A 20,937-nucleotide genomic window follows, 5' to 3' on the forward strand; every position below is an offset into this window, starting at 1 on the left:
AAGTACAGGGGCCCTAAGTCGTCAAGAGGCCCGATTCAGGCCTCCGAGTTCCATTACCTTTGCCCCTTTATCCGGTGATTAGCGTCACGGAAGATTGCTACCGAGGCACCGAGCGTCATACGGTCAGGGGTCTTCCACTAATCCGGATGAGTGTCGACCACTTATCCGGATGGGTGTTGTCCGCACTTGTCGGACCCCGCACAGCCCCGCACGCCCCGCACCGCCCTCCCTCCGTCCGTAACGCCCCCCGCCAGGAGCCCAAGCCCGTGCCCTCCGCCGGACTCGCCCCCCGCCGCCGCGTCGTACAGCTCACCGCCCTGCTGTCGATGGTCGCGCTCTTCACGGCACAGCTCGTTTCCGCGCTCGTCCCGTACGTCCCGGTGTTCGTCGCCGCGGCGGCGGCGAACCTCGCGCTCGACATCTATCTGCAGTACAAGCAGCCGGGTCTGCTCTCCCTCCTGAGCAAGATCCGCTTCGATGTCACCGTCCGGCAGCTCCTGCGCGACATGCTGGTCCTCGTCGGCCTGCTGCGCATCGACGGCATCGAGCCGCTGGCCGAGCAGTCGCCGCTGACCGTCACGCTGCTCGCGTTCTACGCCCTGCACTTCTTCTGCCAGGCCGTCGCCGTCATGGTCCGCCGCGCCCGTACGCTGCCGATCGTCACGCGCAACATCGACGCCTCCGCGCTGCACCTGAGCGCCGCGCCGCCGCGCATCCTGGCCCGCCAGCAGGCCCGCCGCCTGCTCACGTTCTCGGTGCCCGCGACGGTCGGCCTGCTGCTCACCGCGGCCACCACCGACGCGTACTGGGGCGGCGCCGGGCTCGGCGTCTCCGTCGTCCTCATGGGCGGCGGCGCCGCGTACCTGGCGACCTGGATGCTGCCCAAGAAGCGGGCGAAGAGCGACCAGGCCGTCATGGAGTGGCTCGACCAGTGGCTGGCCCGGTACCAGCCGACGGTCGCCATGTACTTCTCCGGCGGCACCACGTCCGCGTACCAGGCGAACATGTGGCTGTCCACGCTCTCCCAGCTCGACGGCAACCCGCTGATCGTGCTGCGTGAGCGCTTCATGGTCCAGAAGATCGACTCCACGGACGTGCCGATCATCTGCTTCCCGAAGGTCGCCACGATGTTCTCCCTGGAGACGTCGACGCTGAAGATGATGCTGCACCCGGCGAACGCCGCGAAGACCTCCCAGGTCCTGCGCATCCCCTCGCTCAAGCACGCCTTCATCAACCACGGCGAGAGCGACAAGCTGTCGTCCTGCAACCCGTACGCGAAGGCGTACGACGAGGTGTGGGTCGCGGGCCCCGCGGCGCGCGACCGTTACCAGCTCGCCGACATCGGCGTCGAGGACAAGGACGTGGTCGAGGTCGGCCGCCCCCAGCTCTCGCCGATCCGGCCGTACGCGGGCCCGCCCACGGGCGCGTACACCACCGTCCTGTACGCCCCGACCTGGGAGGGCTGGGACGGCAACCCCGGCAACACCTCGGTCGTCCTCGCCGGCGAGAACATCGTCCGGCACCTGCTCGCCGACCCGGCCGTGCGCCTCATCTACAAGCCGCACCCGATGACCGGCTCGCAGAACCCGGCCGCGGGCGCCGCCAACGAGCGCATCAAGGCCATGATCCGCGACGCCGCCGCGAAGCGTTCCGGCGCCCGCCCCGGCCTCGAGGCCGCGGCCGAGCTCGCCGCCCGCACGGACGCGCTGAGCCTGCTCACCGCCAAGAAGTTCCGCAAGAGCGTGGACGAGCAGGAGCGGATGATGCTCCAGGGCGCGCCCGACGGCGACAGCCGGGCCGCGATCGCGGAGGCGACCGCGGCGTGGGAGTCGGCGTACTGGGCCTCGCTGCCCGAGTGGGAGCACCAGATCGTCACCGAGTCCCGCCCGGCGATCTTCTCCTGCTTCAACCAGGCCGACCTTCTGATCAGCGATGTCTCCTCGGTCGTCTCGGACTGGCTGAGCAGCGAGAAGCCGTACGCGGTGGCCAACACCTCCGGGATGAGCGAGGCGGACTTCCGCTCGGGCTTCCCGACGGTGCGCGCCGCGACCGTCCTCGCGCCCGAGGCGGACGGCGTGCCCGCCCTCCTGGAGGCCGTGCGCACCCCGGAGAAGGACGCGTACGCGGAGGCCCGCGCCGAGCTGAAGGAGCACCTCCTCGGCCCGTCCGACCCGCCCTCCATCGTCCGCTTCAACGCGGCGGCCCTGGCCCTGTCCGCCAAGTCCGACGCCCGCCGCGCCCGCGCCGCGGCCCGCCAGGAGGCGGAGATCCCGGCCCAGCGCGACGAGTCCACGGACACGGTGGACGCGGCGGAGGCCGCGATGGACGCGGACCCGACGGAGGAGCTGGAGTCCGCGTAGCGGCCGGGGGCGGCAGCCGTTGAGCCCCTTCGGGGCTCCTCCCACCCGCCCGCCCGTGACGGTCGAACCCGCCTCACCGTAGAAGCAGCGAAGGGCCCCGGAGCAGTTTGCTCCGGGGCCCTTCGTCGTCAGCCGAGGGTCGTGCTTCGGCGGCGAGGCGGGTCTGACCGTGACGGGCGGGGGTGGGAGAGTTCCGGGCGCGAAGCGACGGGACAGCGGATGCCGCCCTCGCACGGGGCCCCCGGCACCGCTCCCGGCGGTGAGACGGGGCCGAGAGTCACGGGCCCCCGCGGTGAGACGGGGCCGAGAGCCACGGGCGGGCGGGTGGGAGAGGTCCCGGCGCGAAGCGACGGGACAGCGGATGCCGCCCTCGCACGGGGCCCCCGGCACTGCCCCCGGCGGTGAGACGGGGCCGAGAGCCACGGGCCCCCGCGGTGAGACGGGGCCGAGAGTCACGGGCGGGCGGGTGGGAGACCCCCGCCGCGGAGCGGCGGGGAGGGCTGCCGCCGGGGGCAGGCGGCAAGGCGGGTCCGACAGCAGCGGGCCGGGGGCAGCCGCCCCCGCCCAGGGCCTCCGGCCTAGAACGGCTCGAAGTCGTCGTAGGCCCGCTCCGCCTCGTCCCGCTCCGCGTCGCGGTCCCTGCGGCGCTGCGCGGCCGGGCGGGGCGCCTCGAAGCGGTGGTCCTCGCCACGCCGTCCGAGCATCTCCGCGCCCGCGGACATCGAGGGCTCCCAGTCGAAGACGACCGCGTTGTCCTCGGGGCCGATGGCCACGCCGTCGCCCGCGCGGGCCCCGGCCTTCATCAGCTCGTCCTCGACGCCGAGGCGGTTGAGCCGGTCCGCGAGGTAGCCGACGGCCTCGTCGTTGTTGAAGTCGGTCTGGCGCACCCAGCGCTCCGGCTTCTCGCCGCGTACGCGGTACACGGCCTCGCCCTCGTCCTCCTCGCGGGTGACGGTGAAGCCGGCGTCGTCGACGGCCTTGGGCCGGATGACGATGCGCGTGGCCTCTTCCTTGGGCTTGGCAGCCCGCGCCTCGGCGACGAACTCGGCGAGCGCGAAGGACAGCTCCTTGAGGCCCTTGTGGGCGACCGCGGACACCTCGAAGACGCGGTAGCCGCGCTCCTCCAGGTCGGGCCGCACCAGGTCGGCCAGGTCCTGCCCGTCGGGGATGTCGACCTTGTTGAGGACGACCAGACGCGGCCGGTTCTCCAGGCCCGCGCCGTACTCCCGCAGCTCCGCCTCGATGACGTCGAGGTCGGAGACGGGGTCGCGGTCGGACTCCAGGGTGGCGGTGTCCAGGACGTGCACGAGGACGCTGCACCGCTCGACGTGGCGCAGGAACTCGAGGCCGAGGCCGCGGCCCTGGCTGGCGCCGGGGATGAGGCCGGGCACGTCGGCGATGGTGTAGACGGTGGAGCCAGCGGTGACGACGCCGAGGTTGGGCACGAGCGTCGTGAACGGGTAGTCCGCGATCTTCGGCTTGGCGGCGCTGAGCACCGAGATCAGCGAGGACTTGCCCGCGCTCGGGTAGCCGACGAGCGCGACGTCCGCGACCGTCTTGAGCTCCAGGACGACATCGCCGCCCGTACCGGGCTCACCGAGCAGCGCGAAGCCGGGCGCCTTGCGGCGGGCGGAGGCGAGCGCCGCGTTGCCGAGGCCGCCGCGGCCGCCCTGCGCGGCCACGTACGTGGTGCCGTGGCCGACGAGGTCCGCGAGGACGTTGCCCTGCTTGTCGAGGACGACGGTGCCGTCCGGCACCGGCAGGACCAGGTCCTGGCCGTCCTTGCCGGAGCGGTTGCCGCCCTCGCCGGGCTTGCCGTTGGTGGCCTTGCGGTGCGGGCTGTGGTGGTAGTCGAGCAGCGTGGTCACGGACTGGTCGACGACCAGGATGACGTCGCCGCCCCGGCCGCCGTTGCCGCCGTCGGGGCCGCCGAGCGGCTTGAACTTCTCACGGTGGACGGAGGCACAGCCGTGGCCCCCGCTACCCGCGGCGACATGCAGCTCGACGCGGTCCACGAAGGTGGTCATGGTTCAGTGCCTCCAGAAACGTGCGGGAATGTCATACCTGTAACACACGAAGGGCGGACCCGCTTCCCGCACTCCCAGGAGCACGAGAAGTCGAGGTCCGCCCTCGCGAAGAACTGTGTTCTACGGAACCTGAGTGATCAGGCGACCGGAACGATGTTCACGACCTTGCGGCCGCGGTGGGTACCGAACTCCACCGCACCGGCGTCCAGCGCGAACAGGGTGTCGTCCTTGCCGCGGCCGACGCCCGTGCCCGGGTGGAAGTGGGTGCCGCGCTGGCGGACCAGGATCTCACCGGCGTTGACGGTCTGACCGCCGAAGCGCTTCACACCGAGCCGCTGAGCATTGGAATCGCGCCCGTTCCGAGTGGACGATGCGCCCTTCTTGTGTGCCATCTTGTCTCAGTCCCTTACTTCGCAGCCGTGGGGATGCCGGTGATCTTGATCGCCGTGTACTGCTGGCGGTGACCCTGCCGACGGCGGTAGCCGGTCTTGTTCTTGTACCGAAGGATGTCGATCTTGGCACCCTTGTGGTGGTCCACGACCTCGGCGGTGACCTTGATGCCGGCCAGGACCCACGGGTCGCTGGTCACGGCGTCGCCGTCGACAACGAGCAGGGTCGAGAGCTCGACCGTGTCGCCAACCTTGGCGGTGGAAATCTTGTCAACCTCAACGATGTCGTCGACAGCAACCTTGTGCTGGCGACCACCGCTGCGCACGATGGCGTACACGCGGATCTCTCTCTCGCTCGGAACGGGACCCCCGCAGTCCAGCCGCCCCGCGCCGATGGCGCGAACGGCCTCTCCCCGATGTCACGCGGAATTCCGTGCGACGTCCGGGAGGAATGAGGTTTACAGGGGTTGGGCGTGCATACGAACACGCCGACGGTCAAGGTTACGGGGCTCGCCCGGACGGGTCAAACCGGGCCCCCGCCGCCCTACCGGGTGGGCTTCTCGCCGTCCGGCGGCAGCGGCTTCACACCCCGGCACAGATCGGTCTTGTCGCTGGTCCCCGGCCAGGCCACCTTCTTCACCCGGTCGAAGTGCCTGCGGTAGGTGTCGTGCACCGAGTCGTCGTCGACCTTCACGATGACCTCGTCGTTCTCGCGCAGCGCGGGCGCCGTGTAGTTCTGCGAGCCGGTGAAGGAGACCTTGTTCCGCTTGCCGTCGTACACGCCGTCGATGAGGACGTACTTGCTGTGGATGATGTACGGCGTGGTCAGCTTCTGGCCGGGCACGAGCGGGTCCCGGTCGTCGTTGTAGCAGCGCAGCGAGGGGCCGCCGGGCTTGTGCAGGGCCTCCCAGGTGCCGGGGGTGCCGCCCTGGCTCTTGGCGGAGTCCGTCTCGGCGTACACCAGGTCCACCGCGCAGCCCGCCTTCTTCAGGGAGACCAGCTTCTCGGCGATCTGCTTGCGCGTGATCTTGAAGATGGAGGCGCGGACCTTGGTCTGGCGCTTCACACCGTTCGCGTCCTTGTAGCTGCACGCGACGTTGTTGAGGACCGAGTAGATGGTGTCGGTCTCGTTGACCGTGCCCTCGCGCGGGAAGAAGTACGCCTTGTAGAGGCCGTTGCTGACCGTGCGGTAGTCCCAGTGCCGCCAGTCCTTGCGGACCATGTCGTCGAAGTAGTCGGCGAACGCGTCGTACATCGTCGGGTTGTCGGGGAGCAGCAGCGCGTCGTTGAAGAACTTGGTGTGCGCCGACGGCGTGGAGTTCGACGTGGTCTGTACGACGACGTCACGGGCGCCCTTGACCTCGGAGAACAGCCAGAACTTGTTGTGCATGATCGACTTGCCGTGGCGCGGGTCGCCCAGGCAGGACTTGTCCGTGGGGCACAGCGCGACGAACGACGGCTTGGCGCTGTTCGTGCCGAGGGAGGTCGCGAGCTTCGCGTACGAGGGGTTGTCCGGGCGGTCCGTGCGGCTCGTGGAGTCGAGCAGGATCTGTACGTTGACGCCGCGCGCGCGGGCGTTCAGGAGCGCGTCGACGACCGGGGCCTCCCACACGTGGTAGACGGCGACCTTGATGGTCGAGCCGGGCACGGCCGCGTCGGTGAGCTGGATCAGGCGGGTGCGGATCGCGTGCTGTGCCTCGTCCGTGCCGAGCGGGTCGTTGAAGACCGGGCCCTCGGTCCAGGTGGGTGTCGTGCCGGTGGGTCCTTCGGCGGGCGCGGCCCCGGCGATGCCCGTGGCCTGCAGGCTCGCCGCCGAGAGCACGGTGGCGAGCGCCGCCGCCTGCCGTCCGCCCTTGACCTGTTTCACGGCGCGGTGGCGGCCCGTGCCTCTGAGGCGCAGCTGCGCCATGGTGCATCCCTCCCCTGACCCGGCGCGCGGTCTCCCCACGGCACGCCGGTGTCCCGTCCTCACGGTCGACTCTTCGTCAACTCTTCACGACAACAAACCGCATGAGTCTTACAGGCAAAGCCTCGACGATCCAAGTGGGGGGTGAAAACGCCGCATTGAGGGCGCCGACCCGGCACCCTGCGCGCGGACGCGCCGGTGCCCCCGGCACGGCGAACTCGCCGTGCCGGGGGCACCGTTGCTGCGGTGACGCCCCACGACGTCAGCCGGTGCGTCCGGCCGTGTCACGGCCGGACGCGCGTCGGACCGGTCTCAGCCGGTCTCAGCCGACCTCAGCCGGCGTCGGCCGGGGCGGTGACCGTGGCGCCCGACTGCTCGGCGGCCGCGGCCTTCTTGGTGGTCTTCGCCGCCTTCTTGGCCGTCGTCTTCTTGGCGGCCGTCTTCTTCGCCGTCGTCTTCTTGGCCGCGGTCTTCTTCGTCGCGGCCTTCTTGGCGGTGGCCTTCTTGGCCGTCTTGCGCGCCGCCTTCTTGGCGGCCGGAGCGGCTGCTTCCTCGGCGTCGGCTGCGGGAGCCTCCGGCGCCTGCTCGGCGGCCGCCTCGGACGGCTTGTCCGCCGCGGGGACGACCAGGACGGCCGTCTCCTCGGACGCGGTCGGCGCGGTGGCCTTGCGCACGGCACGGCGGCGCGGGCGCGCGGGGGCCTCGGGGGCTGCCTCCGCGACCGGCTCGGCCTGCGCGACCGGCTCGGCGACCGGGGCCTCGACGACCGGCTCCGGCTTGGCCGCCTCCGCGATGATCACCTCACCGCTGTCGGCCGCCGCCTTCGGCGAACCGGCCGGAGCCGTCGCCTTGCGGGTCGCCCGACGCCGCGTACGCCCCTTGGGAGCCGCGTCGTCCTCGACGGGAGCCTCGGCGGCGGGGGCCTCGACGACCTCAGCGACCTCGGCGGCCGGGGCCTCCGCGACCTCAGCGGCCTCGGCACCCGACTCGACGGGCTCCGCCTTGGCCCTGCCCGCACGGGACTTGGCCTTCTTCTCGGCGCGCCCCGCCTTGTCGGCCTTGGCCGCACGCCCGGGCTTCGTGGCCTTCTCGGCCTGCTCGGGCTGCTCCGCCTGCACGGCGCTCTCGGGCGCCTCGACCTCGGCCGTCTCCGACTTCGGCGCGCCCGCGGGAGCGGACGCCCGCCGCGTGGCACGGCGCCGCGAACGGCCGCGGGAAGCGGCGGCCTCGGCCTCGGCCGGGCTGCTGTACAGCTCCTCGTCGGGGACGAACGCGGGCTCGGGCAGCGCCACCGGCTCGGCGACCTCGGCGGCGACCTCGGCCGCCGTCTCGACGGCCTCGGCACCGGACTCGACGCCCTCGTGCGTGTGGTCGTGGCCGGCGCCCTGGTCGGCGCCGCCGCGGCCGCGCTTCTTGCGCTTGCCGCCGCCACCGGCGGTGGTCGCCTGGTCCATGTGCACGATGAGGCCGCGGCCGTTGCAGTGCACACAGGTCTCGGAGAACGACTCCAGGAGGCCCTGGCCGACCCGCTTGCGGGTCATCTGCACGAGACCGAGCGAGGTGACCTCGGCGACCTGGTGCTTGGTCCGGTCCCGGCCCAGGCACTCCAGCATCCGGCGCAGGACCAGGTCCCGGTTGGACTCGAGGACCATGTCGATGAAGTCGATGACGACGATGCCGCCGAGGTCGCGCAGGCGCAGCTGGCGCACGATCTCCTCGGCCGCCTCGAGGTTGTTCCTCGTCACGGTCTCTTCGAGGTTGCCGCCCTGACCGGTGAACTTGCCGGTGTTGACGTCGATGACGACCATGGCCTCGGTCTTGTCGATCACGAGGGAGCCGCCGGAGGGCAGCCACACCTTGCGGTCGAGGGCCTTGGCGAGCTGCTCGTCGATCCGGTACGTCGCGAAGACGTCCACCTCGGACGTCCACCGCGAGAGGCGGTCGGCGAGGTCGGGGGCGACGTGCGAGACGTAGCCGTGGATGGTCTCCCAGGCCTCGTCGCCGCTGATGATGACCTTCGAGAAGTCCTCGTTGAAGATGTCGCGGACCACGCGGACGGTCATGTCCGGCTCGCCGTAGAGCAGGCTCGGCGAGCTGGTGGTGGTCATCTTCGACTTCTTGAGGATGTCCTCCCACTGCGCCTGCAGCCGCTCGACGTCACGGCGCAGCTCGTCCTCGCTCGCGCCCTCGGCGGCGGTGCGCACGATGACGCCCGCGTCCTCGGGGACGATCTTCTTGAGGATGGTCTTCAGACGCGCGCGCTCGGTGTCGGGCAGCTTGCGGCTGATGCCGGTCATCGAGCCCTCGGGCACGTAGACCAGGTAGCGGCCGGGCAGCGAGACCTGGCTGGTCAGGCGGGCGCCCTTGTGGCCGATCGGGTCCTTGGTGACCTGGACGAGGACGGACTGGCCCGACTTCAGGGCGGACTCGATGCGGCGCGGCCCGTTGGCCATGCCGAGCGCCTCGAAGTTGACCTCGCCGGCGTACAGGACGGCGTTGCGGCCCTTGCCGATGTCGATGAAGGCGGCCTCCATCGACGGCAGGACGTTCTGCACCTTGCCCAGGTAGACGTTGCCGACGTACGAGGTCGACTGTTCCTTGTTGACGTAGTGCTCGACGAGGATGTTGTCCTCGAGGACGCCGATCTGGGTGCGGTCGCCGTTCTGACGGACGATCATCTCCCGGTTGACCGCCTCGCGGCGGGCCAGGAACTCGGCCTCGGTGATGATCGGCACCCGGCGGCGGCCCTGCTCGCGGCCCTCGCGGCGGCGCTGCTTCTTGGCCTCCAGACGGGTCGAGCCCTTGATGGACTGCACCTCGTCCGAGGGCGAGTCGTCGCCCTTCTTGCGCGGCTCGCGGACCTTGACGACCGTGCGCTCCGGGTCGCCGTCGCCCGGCTCGGCCTCGCTGGAGTCACCGGCGCGACGGCGACGGCGACGGCGGCGACGGCTGCTGCTGGAGCCGGAGCCACCGGAAGCCTCGGCGTCGTCGGAGTCGTCGTCGGACCGCTCGGCGGCGGCCTCGTCCGAGTCGTCGGTGTCGTCGGACTCGCCGGACTCGCCGGACTCGTCGGAGCGCTCGGCGTCGTCCGACTGCTCGGCGCCGTCGGCGTCGGCGGACTCGCCACGACGGCGGCGGCGGCCACCGCGGCGGCGGCGACGGCCGTGGCGCTCACCGGCGTCCTCGCCGTCGGCGGCCTCGTCGGCGCCTTCGGTGTCGACGTCGGCCTCCGCCTCGGCGGGCTCGGCCTCGACGGTCCCCTCGGGCTCCGCCGCGACGGGCACGGCGGGCTGCTCGTCCGCGGCACGGCGGCGGCGACGGCGGCGCGGCCCCGTCTCCTCCTCGGCGGCGGGCGCGGGCGCGGCCTCGACGGGCTGCTCGGCGGCCTCGGCGGCGGCAGCGGCAGCGGCGCGCTCCGGGGTCTGGAACATCGGCTCGGCGAAGACGGGCGCCTGGAACACGGCCACGGCGGGCCGCGCCGGACGGCGGTCGTTGTCGTCGTCGGAGCGCGCCCCGCCGCAGCGGGCGCGGTGAATCCGGCGGCGGCCTTGCGGGTGGCGCGGCGGCGGGTGCGGCCGCGCGGGGTGTCCGCGTCGGCCTGCTCGGCGGCCTCGGCCGCACGGGCGATGCGGCCACGCGGGGCGGCATCGGCCTGCTCCGGCGCCTCGGCCGGGGTGTCGTCGGCGGCCGGGGCCTCGGCGGGCCGGGCGTCGGCCGCGGGGGCGGCGGCGCGGGTGGCACGGCGGCGGGCGCGGCGCGGAGCGGCGTCGTCGGCCGGGGCCTCGACAGCATCCTCGGTGGCCTTGGTGGCCTTGGTGGCCTCGGTGGCCTCAGTGGCCTCGGCGGCCTTCGGTGCCGCGGCTTCGGCGGTCTCGGCGGTCTCGGCGGTCTCGGCGGTCTCGGCGGACTCCGTGGCCGGGGCGGCCTGCGCATCGGCGGCCGGGGCGGACACGGTGCGCGTGGCCCGACGGCGGGTGCGACGCGGCGCGGCGTCGGCCTCGGCGGCTTCCGGGGCCTTGGCGGGCTCGTCCGTGATGGTGGCGGGCTCCGTGGCCGGGGCGGCCTGCGCATCGGCGGCGGGCGCGGAGACCGTGCGCGTGGCCCGACGACGGGTGCGACGCGGCGCGGCGTCGGCCTCGGGGGCCTCGGCGGGCGCGGCGTCGGCTGCGGCCGGGCTCTCGGCGACGGCGGCCGACGGCTGCTCCGCCTCGGCCGCCTGCGGGGCACCGGCGGGCGCGGAGGCGCCGCGGGTGGCACGGCGACGCGTACGGGCGGGGGCGGCCTCTTCGGCGGCGGGCTCTGCCACGGCGGGCTCCTCGGCGGCGGGCGCGGCGTCGGCGGCGGCCGGGGCGGCCGACGCGGCGGACTGCGGGCACCGGCGGGCGCGGAGGCGCGGCGGGTGGCGCGGCGGCGCGTGCGAGCGGGGGCGGCCTCTTCCACGGCGGGCGCGGCTTCGGCGGCCTCGGCAGCTTCGGCGGCCTCGACGACGCCGGCCTCGGCGTCCTCGTCCGTCTCCGCCAGGGCCTCGGCCTCGTCGTCGACGTCGGTCGCGGCGGCGGGAGCGCTGTCCACGGCGGTGGCGGGGGTGGCCGGTATGGCCGGCCCGGCGTCCGTGGTGGTGCCCGCGGGCGGTCCCGCGGGACGCGACGCGGCCCGGCGCCTGCGGCGCGGGGGCAGGGTGTCGCTGGGTGTGCTGTTGTTGTTCGAACCCTCAGTGGGGTCGTTCGGCTCAAGCATGCGGGCGGTTCTCCCGTCACGCTCCCGGGCGCCGCGCCTGTACCGGACATGTCCGCGGCTCTCGCTTGCTGCGCGGGGCCGCCATCCGGGGGCGTGGGCGCCGCACGGGAGCTCTCTGTGTCTTGTCTCGCCGGTTCCGTACGCCCCTTGGTGCGGACGGCCTGGCGAAAGTCTTCTGGTCAGTGCGCCGCCCGACCCAGGTGGCTCCCGAGTACGAGGGCGGCGCTGCGGTGTTCTCGGCGAACGCCCCTGCGCGGGACCGTCCCTACTCCGGCGCCGTCGCGGCGGCAGGTGCGGCGTCCCCTGAACGATCGGGACGATCGGCCGGGGCGGCCATGTCTGCCTCGCGGTCGGGCGCGAGCGGGTCGGTCACCGTGCCGGTCTCTTCATCGAAAAGCCCCTGCGCCAGCCTGGTCACCGCTGCGGGGACCGGCGGCGCCAGGTCGGCCACAGCTCGGAGACCGGACAGGACGTCGTCGGGTCGGACGGCAGGTGTCACGTGCCGTACAACCAGCCGCAGTATCGCACAGGGCTTGTCGCTCGGCCTATCGGCGCGGGAGGCGAGCGCCTCCGGACCGAGTCCGTCGAGACTGACGACGGCCGCGCGGGCGTCGAAGGTCCGCATGCCGTTCTTCGTGCGGCGCTGGACCTCGACGGTCTCGGCGGCGCGGAAGGCGGCGGCGGCGCGCTCGGCCGCCTCGGGCTCCACGCCGTCCAGACGCAGCTCCCACACGGAGGCGGTGAGCCGGTCGGCGAGCCCCGATGTGCGGGCCTCGACGGCGTCGGTGATGTCGAGTCCTTCGGGCAGTGACTCGTCGAGCAGCGCCCACAGGGTGCGCGGGTCGCGGTGCTCGGTGAGGGCGATCTCCAGATACTCGGCCTCGCTGCCCGTGCCGGTGGGTGCGGCATTGGCGTACGACACCTTCGGGTGCGGGGTGAAGCCGGCCGAGTACGCCATGGGCACCTCGGCGCGGCGCAGCGCCCGCTCGAAGGCGCGCTGGAAGTCACGGTGGCTGGTGAACCGGAGGCGGCCGCGCTTGGTGTAGCGCAGTCGGATGCGCTGCACCGCGGGTGCGGGCGGCGGGCCTTCGGGCTGTCGCTTGCCCAGGGGAACTTCTCCTCGTGTACGCGGCCCGTGCCGCCGTCCCCGCTTCGGTGGGGAGGGCGTCCGGGCTTGCGCTGCCGTGTGTCGTGGTCCGGATCGTCCCTGCGGCTGCGGGGACGTCTCACACCGGACCCTCAGCCTCAGAATACGCGCTTCACGTGCGCAGGTTTCCTTCGGCCTCGGGGCCCTGTGTGACGGGCACCTTCTCACGGGGCGCGCCGAGGAGCAGCCGCCGGACGTCGGCGCGGGCCGCGCGCACGCTGTCGCGCACGGATCCGAGCGCCTGCCTCGTGGTGCGTCCCGCGGCCCGTACCGCCGCGGCGGCGGGGCGCCACACCAGGTCGCGGACGGCGTGCCCGGCCGGGGTGAGGACGCTCCGGTACACCCGGCGCGCGGGGCTCACGAAGATCCACCGAAGGAGCTGCCCGAGGAACCGCCACACGGCCCGCGACAGATGCCCGGCGACCCGCCACGCGTGCCCGAGCGCGTCCCCGATCTCGCGCCCCACGACGGCGGCGCCCCGCCCGACCGGCGCGAGCACCCACCGCCACACCGCCACGGCCGGCACCACGAAGAGCCACCGCAGCAGCGTCCAGAGGACGAACCCGATGCCCCGAAGGAGCCACATGACCCCGGCCCCCGCGACCCGCGCGAGCCACACGACCCCGGCGGCGACCCCGAGCGCCACCCAGGCGATGCCGTGCCCGATCGGCGTGAGCACCCGGGCGTACGTCCACACGGCGGGCACCACGAACAGTGTCCGCAGCAGCCACCGCACCCCGCGCCCGACGGCCGACGCTCCGGCGCCGACACCCCGCGCGGCCCAGGCGAGCGCGTGCCCGACGGGCGTCAGGACGTACCGGTACAGCCACACCGCGGGCACGACGAGCAGCATGTGAAGCAGCCGGCCGAGGCCGAGGCCGACCGGCACGGCCACGTACCGCCAAAGCCCCACCCAGGGCCAGACGAACAGGCACTTGCCGAGGAACAGGCCGGCCGCCGCGAGACCTCGGCCGACCGGAGCGAGGACGTACGTCCACAGCGCGCCGAGGGGCCGCAGCACGAGGGTGCGCCCCAGCCAGGCGAGCGCGCGGCCGACGGGACGCAGCGCGGTGTCGAGCAGGAACCGTCCGGCCACCACGAGCGCGTCCCACACCAGGCGCACCGGCAGCACGACGACGAGCGCCACGATCCGCACCGGCAGTCTGATGGCCACCACGAGACAGCCCTCCGCCTGTGCGGGAGGCCGCCTCGGTGCGGGCTGCGGCGCGGGGGCCGCCGGGTGCTGCGCGGCCCGCTCCACGGGAGGTGTCGCGGGCCGTTTCTCCAGGTCCATGTGGTGCTAGACGCACGCGGGGCCGTCGCGGCTCCCGATTTCGGCGGTCTGCTCGGGCACCCGGTCTACTCGACGGCGATGCCGTAGTCGGGCAGGAGCTGTTCCAGGCCGCCGGTGTAGCCCTTGCCGCCGAGCACGAAGTCCCAGTCGCCGCCCGCTCTGCGCCGGAACGAGCCGAGGACCAGGGCGGTCTCGCCCGCGCGGCCCTCGGAGACGTCGAGCGTGCCGAGCTCGGTGAGGGACGGGTCGAGGAGCCGGATGCGGGCGTCGGTGAAGCCCGACAGGTCGGCGTGCGGGTTGGCCTCGGGGTCGATCGCGGCGACGAGCGCGAGCCGGTCGGCGGCCGCGGGCAGCGACTCGAAGGCGACCCGCACCGCTGCCTTGTCCGGTGGGCTCGCGGGCTCCGCGCGCACCGAACCGTCCGGGGTCCGGGAGTTGTTGAAGAACACGAAGTGGTCGTCGCTCAGGACGCGGTTGCCCGCGCAGACCAGCGCGCAGACGTCCACGACGACGCTGCCGGACCAGGACATGCCGAGGACGTTGTAGTCGCCGGCGTCGTCCTGCCGGGGCGCGGGCGCCGGGGCGGGCGCGGGCGCCGCGCCCGCGCGGTCCCCGAGACGGCCGGAGAGCCCGTGCCGGTGCAGCAGGTCGACCAGCTCGGGGCCCGATATCAGCTCCAGGGGCTTGCCGTTGGCGAAGGTGTACGAGCCGGGGCCGAAGCCCGACGTGGTGACCAGGACGCCCTTGTTGGCGCCGCAGTCCTGCACGGTGCCGTAGAGGTCGCGGACGGCGGTCGGCGGGACGGTGTTGCGGTAGCGCTTCACCTGGACGACGATCTTGCCGCCGCGGATCGGGGTGGGGTCGAGGGCGTCGACGTCCACGCCGCCGTCGTTCGAGCGCTGCGTCATCACGGCCTGCATGCCCATGGCCCGGAACAGCTCGGCGACCAGGGACTCGAACACGATCGGATCCATCTCCCGCAGGTCCGGCTCGTCGCCCGCCCCGGCGCCGCCGTGGCTCGCGATGTGCTGGCCCACGTCGTCCGGTCTGCGCGCGGGCCGCACCGGCGAGAGCTGGTCGGGCCGCGCCGCCAACTGGCCCCTGAGGCCGTCGGTCAGGCAGCTGACCGGGTCCACCTGCTCCAGGCGGAGCTCGGCGAAGGGGCCGCGGGAGGCCATGACCGACGCGAGGAAGATATGGGTCCGTACGCCGGTCGCCGGGTCGTGGTCGTCGACGAACCCGTTCAGCGCCACGGATTCCAGGGCGCCGTGCTGGTCGGCCGCGAACAGGTCGTGCAGCACCAGGAGCACGCACTGGGCGATGACGCCCCGGTACAGCGACCGGCGCTGGGTCACCGGGCGCGGGGCTTCCTTGTCCTCGTCGGCGTTGATCAGGTAGCGCACCGACTTCGCCTCGGGGACGACGTCCTGGCCGGGGAGTTCCCAGTCGAGCACCAGCTGGCGCGAGGCCGGGTCGTAGGCCGCGGCGACCTGCCGGGGAAAGCCCTCGGGCCAGGCCGTCGAGGCGTACAGGGCGGCGGTGAAGTACTCGACGACGGCTTCCGCGTCACCGCTCCTGACGCCCGCCGCGGCCTCGGCGATGCCCGCGTTGTGGCGGCGCACCTCCGCCAGGTGGCCGGTGACCCACGCGTCGTACTGGCGCCGCAGCTCCGCCAGTCGGCGCTGCCGCTGGGCCTCCGCGGCCTGCGCCGCCCGCCAGTCGTGTTCGTAGCGGGCCCGCGCCTCCGCCTGCGCCTGGGCGCGGCGGCCGGGCATCCAACCGCCCTGTGCCTGATAGAGGTTCGGGTCGGGCATGGGCACCGGCACCGCGAGCTGTCCGGGCGAGAACGGCAGTACGTCCTCGGTCCGCGTCAGGGCCTCGGCGCGGAAGGCGGGGGCACGGCAGCCGGCCGCTAACAGGCCCTGCAGGGCCTCCACGCGCGCGTCGAGTTCCTGGGTCCGGCGCCGGGCCTCCGCCTGGCGGTACTCGCGGTAGTCCCGCTCCATCCGGCGCTGCTCGGCACGGGCCTGCCGCTCCTGTTCCCGGCGCCTGCGGGCGTCGGCCTCCAGCTGGCGTTGCTGCTGCCGCTGGACCTCGGCCCAGACACCGACAAGACCACTTGAGCGACGACTCATGCGTGCAGGCCCTCCCCAGGACGCCGACCTCTCCCACAACCGCCGGCCGGCCCTCCAACCAGCGGTTATGAGATGACTTTAGCCAGCATCCGGCGCCGCGCCCACGGCGCCGGGGGGTCTCACTTCGCGGCGGGCGTCTTCACCGAGAGCGGCAGCAACTTCTTGCCCGTCGGCCCCACTTGGATCTCCGTCTGCATGGCCGGGCACACCCCGCAGTCGAAGCACGGCGTCCAGCGGCAGTCGTCGACCTCGGTCTCGTCGAGCGCGTCCTGCCAGTCCTCCCAGAGCCAGTCCTTGTCGAGGCCGGAGTCCAGGTGGTCCCAGGGCAGCACCTCTTCGTAGGTGCGCTCACGGGTGGTGTACCAGTCGACGTCGAGACCCACATCGGGCAGCGTCTTGTCGGCGCACCGCATCCAGCGTTCGTAGCTGAAGTGCTCGCGCCAGCCGTCGAAGCGGCCGCCGTCCTCGTAGACGGCTCGGATGACGGCGGCGAGGCGGCGGTCGCCGCGGGAGAGCAGGCCCTCGACGATGCCGGGCTTGCCGTCGTGGTAGCGGAAGCCGATGGAGCGGCCGTACTTCTTGTCGCCGCGGATCTTGTCGCGGAGCTTCTCCAGGCGGGCGTCGGTCTCCGCGGCGGAGAGCTGCGGGGCCCACTGGAAGGGCGTGTGCGGCTTGGGCACGAAGCCGCCGATGGAGACCGTGCAGCGGATGTCGTTGGAGCCGGAGACCTCGCGGCCCTTCTGGATGACGTTCATCGCCATGTCGGCGATCTGCAGGACGTCCTCGTCGGTCTCGGTGGGCAGACCGCACATGAAGTACAGCTTCACCTGGCGCCAGCCGTTGCCGTAGGCGGTGGCGACGGTGCGGATCAGGTCCTCTTCGGAGACCATCTTGTTGATGACCTTGCGCATGCGCTCACTGCCGCCCTCGGGGGCGAAGGTGAGGCCGGAGCGGCGGCCGTTGCGGGTCAGCTCGTTGGCGAGGTCGACGTTGAAGGCGTCCACGCGGGTGGAGGGGAGGGACAGGCCGATCTTGTCCTCCTCGTACCGGTCGGCGAGGCCCTTGGCGACGTCCGCGATCTCCGTGTGGTCGGCGGAGGACAGCGAGAGCAGGCCCACCTCCTCGAAGCCGGTGGCCTTCAGGCCCTTCTCGACCATCTCACCGATGCCCGTGATGGAGCGCTCGCGCACCGGGCGGGTGATCATGCCCGCCTGGCAGAAGCGGCAGCCGCGCGTGCAGCCGCGGAAGATCTCCACCGACATGCGCTCGTGCACCGTCTCGGCGAGCGGCACCAGGGGCTGCTTCGGGTAGGGCCACTCGTCGAGGTCCATGACCGTGTGCTTGGACACGCGCCACGGCACGCCCGACTTGTTCGGTACGACACGGCCAATGCGGCCGTCCGGCAGGTACTCCACGTCGTAGAACGCCGGGATGTACACGCTGCCGGTCCTGGCGAGGCGGAACAGGACCTCCTCGCGGCCGCCGGGGCGGCCCTCGGCCTTCCAGGCGCGGATGATCTCCGTCATGTCGAGCACGGCCTGCTCGCCGTCGCCGATGATCGCCGCGTCGATGAACTCGGCGATCGGCTCGGGGTTGAACGCGGCGTGGCCGCCCGCGAGCACGATCGGGTCGTCGATGCCGCGGTCCTTGGACTCCAGCGGGATGCCCGCGAGGTCGAGGGCGGTCAGCATGTTCGTGTAGCCCAGCTCCGTGGAGAAGGACAGGCCGAACACGTCGAAGGCGCCCACGGGCCGGTGCGAGTCCACCGTGAACTGGGGGACCTTGTGCTCGCGCATCAGCTCTTCGAGGTCCGGCCAGACGCTGTACGTGCGCTCGGCGAGGACGCCGTCGCGCTCGTTCAGGACCTCGTAGAGGATCATGACGCCCTGGTTGGGCAGACCGACCTCGTACGCGTCCGGGTACATGAGCGCCCAGCGGACATCGCAGTCGTCCCAGGGCTTGACGGTGGAGTTGAGCTCACCGCCCACGTACTGGATCGGCTTCTGCACATGCGGGAGCAGGGCTTCGAGCTGCGGGAAAACCGACTCGACAGACATCGCTGGACCTTCGTGAGCTGACAGGGGTGACCCTCAAGCCTAACGTGGCCCGGACCCCGCCCCGTACCTCGAACGGCCGACCCCCGCGCCCGGCCCTAGCCGCCGAGCGCCGCCCGTGCCTTCGGCCGCGACGCGCGCTCCCACACGCCCACCAGCTCCCGCTCCCGTGCCGCCGCTGCCGCCTCCTCGCGGCCGTACAGCAGGCCCCACACGAACACGGACTCCCCCGCCGCGTGCGCCTGGATCGCCAGGTCGCGCAGGGCCTCGCGGGCCACCACCGAGTCCTGGTGGTCGCCGAGCACCTTCTGCACGGCCTTCATGCGCTTGGCGAAGGTGGCCGCGGGCTTGCCGAGGGCCGGGGTGGCCGCCTCGCCCGCGTACCGGGCGCGCTTCGCGGCCTTGCGGGCCTCGTGCATCGCCAGGTCCCTGTCCGTGCCCGGGTCCAGGGCCAGGGCGTGGTCCACGCGGGTCGCCAGGCGGTCGTAGTCCTTCAGGACCGCCGCCGGCAGGGCCTGTGCCGCGGGGGTCCGTGCGGCCTTGCGGAGCGGGGGGTCGGCCAGGAGGGCGTCCAGGCTGTCAAGGAGCGCGAGGTAGCGCTTGCTGTCCAGGACGGCGACCGTCCTGCGGCGGGAGCCCGCGCGGCCCGCGACCTTCCAGATCTTCAGGCGGCCGCGGACGGGGCCAAGGAGGAGGGTCCTCGGGACCGCCGCGATCGCCGCCGTGAGGCGCTCCGTGAGGACCTCGCGGTCGCGGTCCACGCCCAGCTCGGCGGCCAGCCACTTCAGCTCCTCGCCGATCGGGTCGGTGACCGTGCGGTCGAGGATCTTTCGGTACGTCTTGAAGGCGCTGCGGGTGCGGCGGGTGGCCACGCGCATCTGGTGGACGGAGTCGGGGAGGTCCTGGCGGACTGCGGGGTCCAGGTCGACCAGAGCGTTGCGCTGCTCGCGGAGGTACGTGAGGACTTGGGCGCCCGCGGTGTCGGGGTCCAGGTCGGCCGGGGGCCGCACCGCGGCGGGAGCGGTCTCACTCCCCGCCGTCTCGCCCAGGGCCCGTGCCAGCTTCGACGTGGACGTCGACCTCTGTACGCCCGCCTTGCGCAGCTTCTTCTCCACCTTGTCCAAGAGGTGGGGGTCGCCGTTCGGGGCCAGTTCGACCTCGATCTCCGTCCAGGAGGCTGTGGCCGTGGCGCCGTCGAGGCGGTCGGCGCGGACGCCGTCGATGCTGACCTCGGCGAGGAGGGTGCCGTCGGCGTCGACGAGGTGGCGCAGGTCGCGGGCCGAGCGGAGGCGGACGACGGGGGTGAGGTCGGCCTCACGGACGCGGGAGCGGACCAGGCCGAGCAGGGCGCGGGGCACCTCGTCGGACAGGGGGGCGTGGACCTCGTCGCGGGCGCCCTCGATCTCGGGCACGGGCAGTTTCAGGTGCCAGCCGGCGTCGTGGCCGCCGGTGCGGCGGCGCAGCGTGACGGAGGCCGCGGCGAGGCGCTGGTCGGCGGTGTCGTAGTACACCGCGTCCAGGTCGGCGACGCCCTTGTCGATGACGTCGGCCACCCCGGCGACTCCCCTGAGGTCGGGGAGCCCGCCGGGGGCTTCGGCGTCGTACTTCCGCTCGATCTCGCGTTCGCGCTTCGTGTCCGCCATGAACCGAATCTAGACGCGATCGGCCGACTTGGGCAGACCCCGGCGCTACGCCGACAGCGGTCTTTCCACCTTGATCGACTGGAGCAGGCCCACGGCGAGCCAGACCGCGAACATGGATGTGCCTCCGTACGAGACGAACGGCAGGGGCAGACCGGCGACCGGCATGATGCCGAGCGTCATGCCGATGTTCTCGAAGGCCTGGAAGGCGAACCAGGCGATGATCCCGGCGGCGACGACCGTGCCGTACAGCTCGGTCGTCTCGCGGGCGATGCGGCAGGCGCGCCACAGGACGACGCCGAGGAGGAGCAGGATGGCGCCCGCGCCGACGAAGCCCAGTTCCTCGCCGGCGACCGTGAAGACGAAGTCCGTCTGCTGCTCGGGGACGAACTGGCCGGTGGTCTGGGTGCCGTTGGTGAGGCCGGTGCCGGTGAGGCCGCCGGAGCCGATGGCGATGCGGGCCTGGTTGGTGTTGTAGCCGACGCCCGCCGGGTCGAGCGCGGGGTTGGCGAAGGCGGCGAAGCGGGCGATCTGGTAGTCGTCGAGGACGTGCAGCTGCCATATGGCGACGCCGCCGAGCGCGCCCGCGCCGATCAGGCCGAAGATCCAGCGGTTGGAGGCGCCGGAGGCGAGCAGGACGCCGAGCACGATCATCACTATGACCATGACCGAGCCGAGGTCGGGCATCAGCATGATGATCATGACCGGGACGGCGGCGAGGCCGAGGGCCTGCACGACGGTGCGGTGGTCGGGGTGCTCCTTGTCGCCCGCGTCGACGCGGGCGGCGAGCATCATCGCCATGCCCAGGATGATGGTGATCTTGCAGAACTCGGAGGGCTGGAGCGACTGGCCCGCGATGACGATCCACGCGTGGGCGCCGTTGATGGTGGCGCCGAGCGGGGTGAGGACCAGCAGGATCAGGAAGACCGAGACGCCGTAGAGGATCGGCACGGCCGTGCGCAGGTTGCGGTGGCCGAGCCAGACCGTGGCGATCATCAGGGCGAGGCCGATGCCGATGTTGATGACGTGCTTGATCAGGAAGGAGTACGGGTCGTCGCCGACGAGTTCCGTGCGGTTGCGGGTCGCCGAGTAGACGAGCGCGGAGCCGATCACGGAGAGCGCGAGGGCGGCGAGCAGCATCACCCAGTCGAGCCTGCGCAGTATCGAGTCGCGGGCCAGGAGGCGGGACAGCGTGGAGCGCTCGGGGCCGTAGCCCGAGACGGAGAAGCCACCGGTGCCGGTCATCAA

At 72.7% G+C, this 20,937-nt stretch carries 11 protein-coding genes and 1 pseudogene; 1 reads left to right on the forward strand and 11 read right to left on the reverse strand.

The window, feature by feature from the left end; genetic code table 11:
• The first annotated feature begins 266 nt into the window (after positions 1-266).
• Positions 267-2,360 (forward strand): hypothetical protein, encoded by a 2,094-nt coding sequence (locus tag AB6L24_RS37765; protein ID WP_405663686.1) that lies wholly within the window; start codon positions 267-269, stop codon positions 2,358-2,360.
• A 578-nt stretch (positions 2,361-2,938) separates the two neighbouring features.
• On the opposite strand, the gene obgE is transcribed toward AB6L24_RS37765, so the two are convergent.
• The 11 genes and pseudogenes from obgE to rodA all read right to left on the reverse strand — a co-directional run bounded on the left by obgE (position 2,939) and on the right by rodA (position 20,934).
• The gene (gene obgE / locus AB6L24_RS37770; protein WP_405663688.1) at positions 2,939-4,387 is read right to left on the reverse strand and encodes a GTPase ObgE; all 1,449 of its coding nucleotides are present in this window, start codon (positions 4,385-4,387) and stop codon (positions 2,939-2,941) included.
• Between the two features lie 137 nt (positions 4,388-4,524).
• Entirely contained in the window at positions 4,525-4,779 is a 255-nt protein-coding gene (gene rpmA, locus AB6L24_RS37775) for a 50S ribosomal protein L27 (protein ID WP_030362615.1), read from the reverse strand.
• 14 nt (positions 4,780-4,793) lie between these two features.
• The gene (rplU, locus tag AB6L24_RS37780) at positions 4,794-5,114 is read right to left on the reverse strand and encodes a 50S ribosomal protein L21 (protein ID WP_030362614.1); all 321 of its coding nucleotides are present in this window, start codon (positions 5,112-5,114) and stop codon (positions 4,794-4,796) included.
• A gap of 206 nt (positions 5,115-5,320) precedes the next feature.
• The gene (locus AB6L24_RS37785; protein WP_405663691.1) at positions 5,321-6,685 is read right to left on the reverse strand and encodes a phospholipase D-like domain-containing protein; all 1,365 of its coding nucleotides are present in this window, start codon (positions 6,683-6,685) and stop codon (positions 5,321-5,323) included.
• 329 nt (positions 6,686-7,014) lie between these two features.
• Positions 7,015-11,419, reverse strand: a pseudogene (locus AB6L24_RS37790) (ribonuclease E/G).
• 265 nt (positions 11,420-11,684) lie between these two features.
• Entirely contained in the window at positions 11,685-12,485 is an 801-nt protein-coding gene (locus AB6L24_RS37795; RefSeq protein WP_030362611.1) for a TIGR03936 family radical SAM-associated protein, read from the reverse strand.
• 193 nt (positions 12,486-12,678) lie between these two features.
• Positions 12,679-13,860 (reverse strand): hypothetical protein, encoded by a 1,182-nt coding sequence (locus AB6L24_RS37800; RefSeq protein WP_405663694.1) that lies wholly within the window; start codon positions 13,858-13,860, stop codon positions 12,679-12,681.
• Between the two features lie 65 nt (positions 13,861-13,925).
• On the reverse strand, positions 13,926-15,995 hold the full coding sequence (locus AB6L24_RS37805; protein WP_405663696.1) for a restriction endonuclease: 2,070 nt from the start codon (positions 15,993-15,995) through the stop codon (positions 13,926-13,928).
• Between the two features lie 119 nt (positions 15,996-16,114).
• Complete coding sequence (locus AB6L24_RS37810) at positions 16,115-18,052, reverse strand: TIGR03960 family B12-binding radical SAM protein (RefSeq protein WP_405663698.1); 1,938 nt, start codon at positions 18,050-18,052, stop codon at positions 16,115-16,117.
• A gap of 95 nt (positions 18,053-18,147) precedes the next feature.
• Positions 18,148-19,692 (reverse strand): CHAD domain-containing protein, encoded by a 1,545-nt coding sequence (locus tag AB6L24_RS37815; RefSeq protein ID WP_405663700.1) that lies wholly within the window; start codon positions 19,690-19,692, stop codon positions 18,148-18,150.
• Between the two features lie 45 nt (positions 19,693-19,737).
• Positions 19,738-20,934, reverse strand: a complete 1,197-nt coding sequence (rodA, locus tag AB6L24_RS37820) for a rod shape-determining protein RodA (RefSeq protein ID WP_405663702.1) — start codon at positions 20,932-20,934, stop codon at positions 19,738-19,740.
• Positions 20,935-20,937: the final 3 nt, after the last annotated feature.

It is taken from the genome of Streptomyces sp. RK9, assembly GCF_045070545.1.
In the GTDB taxonomy this organism is placed as follows: domain Bacteria; phylum Actinomycetota; class Actinomycetes; order Streptomycetales; family Streptomycetaceae; genus Streptomyces; species Streptomyces alboflavus.